This window comes from Nostoc sp. S13 (assembly GCF_029379315.1).
In the GTDB taxonomy this organism is placed as follows: Bacteria; Cyanobacteriota; Cyanobacteriia; order Cyanobacteriales; family Nostocaceae; genus Nostoc.
The window spans coordinates 43,161-49,160 of the sequence record NZ_JAQYWQ010000042.1; the positions used below are offsets into that span (position 1 = coordinate 43,161).

Genomic DNA, 6,000 nt, shown 5'->3' on the forward strand with positions numbered 1-6,000 from the left:
AATTTAACAACAGAGGCAGCAAAGTTTAAGTTAAGAACCCCAAAATCTCCGATTTGGTGGCTTGGAATTAGATGGGGGGTTGAAGCCTCATTGTTTATTCCTACCTCCTGCCTCTTACCTGCTGCCTTCTTTACTTAGTTTTTTACTTATGTATGCTACCAGTATCGCTAAAGGAGCTATTGAGAAGATATATACTATGACGTTATCATTAATCATCCCTATAGCCATAACTCTAATTCAATTTCAAGTAGGATTTATTCTGGTTTGAAATTTCTTCGTAGAGTTGAATTAACTGCCTTCCCTTACTTTCCCAACTGAAAGTCTCCCTTACCCTCTTCTGCCCGGCTTCACCCATCAATAATCTTACCTCTGGGTTACTAGCCAAATACGTCATAGCCTTAGCAATATCAGTTACTGCTTGCTCAGGTGTATTTGCCTTAATTTTAAAGCCAGTTTCCTCTGTAACCTGAACTGCTGGCCCTCCTAAATCTAGGCAAATCACTGGTCGCCCTGCCGCCATTGCCTCTAAACACACAAATCCTCCAGATTCATGCAAGCTGGGATGAACTAACACATGGCAGTTCTGTATTTTACTCCATGTATGTTCGCGAGACAGATTACCTAAAAACTTGACTTGTTTACTAATATTCAGATATTGAGTTAATATTTCTAGCTGTTTGCGTTCAAATCCTTCTCCTACAATCCAATACTCAGCATTATGTAGGTTTGCTTGGGCAAATGCTGCTAATCCCAAATGAAACCCTTTCCAGTGCAGAAGTCTACCTACGCTAATAAATCGAATTACAGAATTGTCGAGAATTACAGAATCTGAAAGGTTTGCTATTTCATCCTTAGATAAACCTAATGGAGAATAAATTTGGACATTTTTTGTGCCCACTTGGCGCAAGCGTTTAGCTGTATCTTCTGTGGTAGCGCGGGCTAAGACACTTTGTTGTGCAGTGAGGCGAACTAAGGGATCGCACTCCCCTATCCAGCGAGCCAAATTTCGCAAAACCTCGTATATCTTCCCACGGAAACTAAAATCTTGACAAAAACTTTTGGGAGATGATTCCCCACCACCAACTGGGCCCCAGATGAAAGGAACTGGTAGCAGTGAAATTAAACTAGGGCTTGAATACCTCACATAAGTTACATGATGTAGGATATCAAAGCCAATCTGCTTGTGGAGTGAACTGCTGATAAAATATGCCCAAATCTGCCAAAGGTAATAATGAACATAAACTCCCCATTGTTTTCCCATTCTCTGATGACTCCAGTCTATGATCCAGCCTAGAGGATCTAAGTAAACAACGTGCAAATTGGGCAGGGGGTTACGTGCTAGTTCAGTTTCAAGACCTTGACGGTGACAGTTAGATGTGAGTACCCAGATTTGGTGATACTTGCTTACCTCCCTAACAACATTCCAACCTACTCCTGGTTCAGAACCCTTTCCCGGTTCACAAGCATATGCACAGATGAGAATTTTTAACTGTTTCATACGCGACATTTCCTCAATGTCGCTAATATCGTTCCAACCATTGCTCTGGTAGTTGTTAAATGTAGCTTTGAATATCAAAGCTAGGGGCAGCGAGATTATTTCTTTTCATGCCAGTCAGTCTCACCCTATTTCCTTTTCCTTCTCCTTAATCCCCAGTCTCGTGAAGGAAGACTGCTGCAATCCGACTTGATGATAATAGTTGCTTCGTAGCCAGCCAGATAAATAGTGGAATCGTCTTAGCATAGCGGCCGCAAAGTCGGCGCGGTTCTTGAATCCATCTATACAGCCATTCAAGTCCTAAGTCTCGAACTATGCGCGGTGCCCGCTTGTGAATTCCTGCATAAACTGGGAAAACTCCACCCAGTCCAATCATTACAGCTTGTATTTTACCCTTATGTTGAGCTATCCAATTTTCTTGCTTAGGACATCCCAGAGAGACTAAGACGGCGCTAGCACCACTAGAATTAATCTTTTGAATCAAAGCTTCGTCTTCAGTTTCACTCAGGGGACGAAAGGGTAGAGGTTCCATCGCCGAAATCTTTATCTGCGGAAATTCCTGCTCTAACCTTTTTCGCATCCTAGAAAGAATTTCAGTTTGGGAGCCTACAAAGAAAATACTAAGATTTTGTGTTTGAGTTAGCTGACACAATGCTAGGAAAATATCCATTCCTGCCACACGGTCTTGGTAAAGCGCTCCCATTTTTCGCATCATCCATACAAGAGGCATACCATCAGGAGTAACTATATCTGCATTTCGTAATACTGTGGCAAACTCTGGATTCCAATGAGCTTCAATGAGCATATGTACATTGGCTACATATACAGTTTTACTCTCATGCCTACTCGCCCACTTCACTATTGTTTGTACCTGATCGTCAAAGCGCAAAGCAGTAATAGGAAAATCAAGCACTTTTTTAGTTGGTAGAAGCACTCTCGCCACCATCAATAACTCCTGTGTCCAATAAAAAAATCCATAGATTGCCTAGATCAATCCGAATATTGAAGAATTCGGATTGGATTACTCCTGACTTTTTGTAGGCTTGTGTCATCGTTGGAAGTTAACACATGGAGATGCAATTACCTTCTTAATATACTTCTGGCTTAATCAGTAATACTGGAATTACTTGTTGTGTCCTAGCTTACTGTTTTAAGTAAGAGATTTCAGACACTACTTGGCAAAATTCATACTTCCTTCATAATTAATTGTTGATTTGTTCATATAATCATTACAATTGCGATAAGTTCCTTATAAATATGTGTTTAATTGCGTAATATTTGCTACATAGAAAAATTAGATCATGAAGGAAAATACTAGACACTTAGTACAGCTTTGCGTAAAATCGTGGCGAATTGAGGGTTAAAATTTAAACGCAAAGGGGAGGCAGCGCGTTGCGGGGGTTCCCCCGGTTGTAGCGACTACCTCGCGCAGAGGGAAGCGCAGAGGCACGCAGAGAATTCGCTATGAATTAATGAAATGTTGTACTAAGTATCCGGTTAAGAGGTTCAATTTAAATTAGTATATTTTCAAGAAGAGGTTAATAATTTTTTCTTATGACTGTCGAAATTTATTACAAATTTAATTTAGTCTATGTATTGAAAAATCCCTAAAATTTCTTTTTTTATGAAATAAAAGCCCAAAAAAGAAGGGAAAGATAAACTTATCTTCCCCTGCTCTGTTGTTTTTGTTGTTGTCTGGTTTGTTAGTTTCTTTAAGTCTTTGCCGTAACATTTGCCTTTGCTTTTTGAGCTGCCGCTTCCTAGCCGAACCACCTCTACCTTTCTCATTCCTGCCTTCTTTACGGGGTGATTCCCATCTTTTCAGGCGCATAACTTTTAACCTCTCTAGTAGTTGTTTGGTAGTGGGCAGGAGGAGAATCGAACTCCTATGACCGCAAGGCCGCCACATTTTGAGTGTGGTGCGTCTACCAATTCCGCCACCCGCCCTTATGTCCAATCTTAACTATTATACTCTAATTGAGGGATTTTATAACAACTCGGAAAATTAATTATCAAAGCTTTGCTAGAACAAGCTCTGATAATTCTAAAGCTTAAAGGCATGGCAGCGTCAATAAACTAGGGTCAATATCCTCTAGTTTTGCACAGCCGCTAAGTGCCATTCCCACATTTAACTCATCTTGTAGTAGTGAGATGACGTGAGATACACCGGCTTGTCCTGCTACTGCTAGTCCCCACAAAATGGGTCGTCCGATCAGTACCGCTTTTGCTCCTAATGCCAGAGCTTTGAGAATGTCTGTGCCCCTACGAATGCCTCCATCCAACAGTACTTCTACTTTACCATCCACTGCGGCTACTATTTCAGCTAGGGCATCTAAAGAAGCGATCGCACCATCGAGTTGTCTGCCACCATGATTGGAAACAATAATTGCTTTGGCTCCATATTCCACAGCCCGCACAGCATCATCTGGGCGTAAAATTCCTTTGATGACTAAAGGTAGTGGAGATAAAGACTCTAACCATTCTAAATCGTGCCAAGTTACTGCTGGGTTTAGCTGTTGGGCAAAATAGGTAAATAACCCAGATTCGCCTTTTTCATGGGAAATATCTAGCCCTGAGATAGTAGCGAGATTAGCTAGGTGTAAGTCTAGGGGTAAGGCAAATTCGTTACGTTTATCTCTCTCCCTCTGTCCGAGAACAGGTGCATCTACAGTCAGACAAAGTGCTTTGTAGCCTGATTTATAGGCTTTCTCTACCAAAGCACGAGTTAATCCCCGATCTTTATGGATGTAAAGCTGGAACCATTGCAGAGAATCTGAAAATTTATCACATGCAGTCGCTACTTCTTCAATGCTCTTTGTTGCCATTGTACTTAACACCATGCCCACACCAGCTGAGGCGGCAGCTAGGGCTGTGGCAACTTCTCCGTCTGGATGGGCTAGACATTGAAAAGCCATCGGCGCAATTAACAAAGGTAGTTGCAGGGGTTGTCCTAAAATGGAGGTAGTGAGATTGCGATCGCTGACATCAACTAATATCCGAGGTCGCAGCTTGACTCGCTCAAAGGCCGCACGATTATCCCGCAATGTAATTTCGTCCCAAGCACCACTACTATAGTAATCAAGTGTAATTTGAGACAAATGCTCTTTTGCTAACTTTTCGTACTCAAAAAGGTTAATGGGTTGAAAGCGATCGTCGTTAGATAAGTCGGTAGACATAATTAAATATAAGAACTTTTGTTCGTAGTGAGCGGTTTCTCGCTCTGCATAAGATTTTAAATCACTAGAGCCGCTTACCCTTCGGATATTCTCTAATCCGATTGTCTGATTGAACAGGCTTAAGTAATCATCTATTTATTAATAAAGATGGAGAACCCAGTATCTCCGACTGAGTTTTTCTAAAGGAACCTAGCTAATAATTCTTCCCTGGATAGTTGCAGTAATAAAGGAGTAAATTCCTCTGGTGATAATGCTGACAAAGCTTCAATAATTACTCTTACTTCTGCATCTAAAAAACCAAAGCGAACTCGCAACAAATTCTCTATAACATTCCGACGTTCTGCTTTAATTCCTTCTTTAATTCCTTCTTGGATTCCTTCTTGGATTCCTTCTTGGATTCCTTCTTGGATTCCTTCTTGTTTAGCTTCTGCTAATTTTTGCTCGTAAATAGGTGATAAGCGCATAATTAAATCTCTATCCTCCTCGTCTATATTTTGATTGAATTCTAAGGTGGTCTTTAAACTCAGTAATAAATCAATTGCTTTGGAACGTAAGGGATTATTTAGGGGAAGTGCTTCTAGTTCATTTATTGCTTGTTGCTGGACTCTTCCCTTACCTAAAATTCTCAACCATAGTGTTTCTTGTGTACATGGTAATTGGTGAATTGCCACAATTCCTGTTCTCAAATAATCACCTAAAAAATGTACTCCTATTCCCCAAACTTCTTCATTTAGGTTAGTTCTAAAACCATCCAATATAGATTCAGAAGCTGTAGGTGAAAAAATCCATAAACGTGGTAAATCTGATTCCGCAATCCGATTTTTATCACCTTTAGTGTGACGCTTAACTTCCGCGAAAATATCAAATAATTTATTCATACAACTACGAATTTCCGCAATTGTAGCTGCATTTCTAAATGGTTCAATTAATGCAGGTTCAGCCGCAAATTTTCCTAATAGTCCTAATTCTATTGTATCGCTTGTGGATTGCGGTGAAGGTAGAAAATAAACATCAATCTCTCGGATTTGGGCCGGAACTTTCCGACTTGTTTCCACTTCTCCCAATGGCTGTAATAATTCTTTAAGATAGTCTTTTGCGAACTGGTCGTAGGGAAACCTGGTCATTAGCTGATTTTCTGGCTGTACCAATATTTTACATGAGTGGGTAGACGCATATTCCTATGGAGAAAGAAGTAAGCTACGGGGAGCGGCTGATCGCCAGACATTGCATTTATAATATTGACAAATAGATTAATTAATGCCTAATATAACTGCTATAGCGTTTTCTGGTCTAGTGAGGTACGGTTGGTAAATTAGGTTGTGCATTTTA

At 40.5% G+C, this 6,000-nt stretch carries 5 protein-coding genes and 1 tRNA gene; all 6 read right to left on the bottom strand.

The window, feature by feature from the left end; genetic code table 11:
- Positions 1-232 precede the first annotated feature (232 nt).
- Complete coding sequence (locus tag PUQ00_RS15225) at positions 233-1,498, bottom strand: glycosyltransferase family 4 protein (protein ID WP_300417997.1); 1,266 nt, start codon at positions 1,496-1,498, stop codon at positions 233-235.
- 145 nt (positions 1,499-1,643) lie between these two features.
- Entirely contained in the window at positions 1,644-2,441 is a 798-nt protein-coding gene (locus tag PUQ00_RS15230; RefSeq protein ID WP_300417999.1) for a WecB/TagA/CpsF family glycosyltransferase, read from the bottom strand.
- Positions 2,442-3,074: 633 nt separating this feature from the next.
- Positions 3,075-3,326: a hypothetical protein gene (locus PUQ00_RS15235; protein ID WP_300418002.1), complete on the bottom strand. Its 252-nt coding sequence runs from the start codon at positions 3,324-3,326 to the stop codon at positions 3,075-3,077.
- 32 nt (positions 3,327-3,358) lie between these two features.
- Positions 3,359-3,442 (bottom strand) — tRNA-Leu (locus PUQ00_RS15240).
- A 104-nt stretch (positions 3,443-3,546) separates the two neighbouring features.
- Positions 3,547-4,671, bottom strand: a complete 1,125-nt coding sequence (locus tag PUQ00_RS15245; protein WP_300418005.1) for an alpha-hydroxy acid oxidase — start codon at positions 4,669-4,671, stop codon at positions 3,547-3,549.
- Positions 4,672-4,850: 179 nt separating this feature from the next.
- Entirely contained in the window at positions 4,851-5,795 is a 945-nt protein-coding gene (locus PUQ00_RS15250; RefSeq protein WP_300418008.1) for a hypothetical protein, read from the bottom strand.
- Positions 5,796-6,000: the final 205 nt, after the last annotated feature.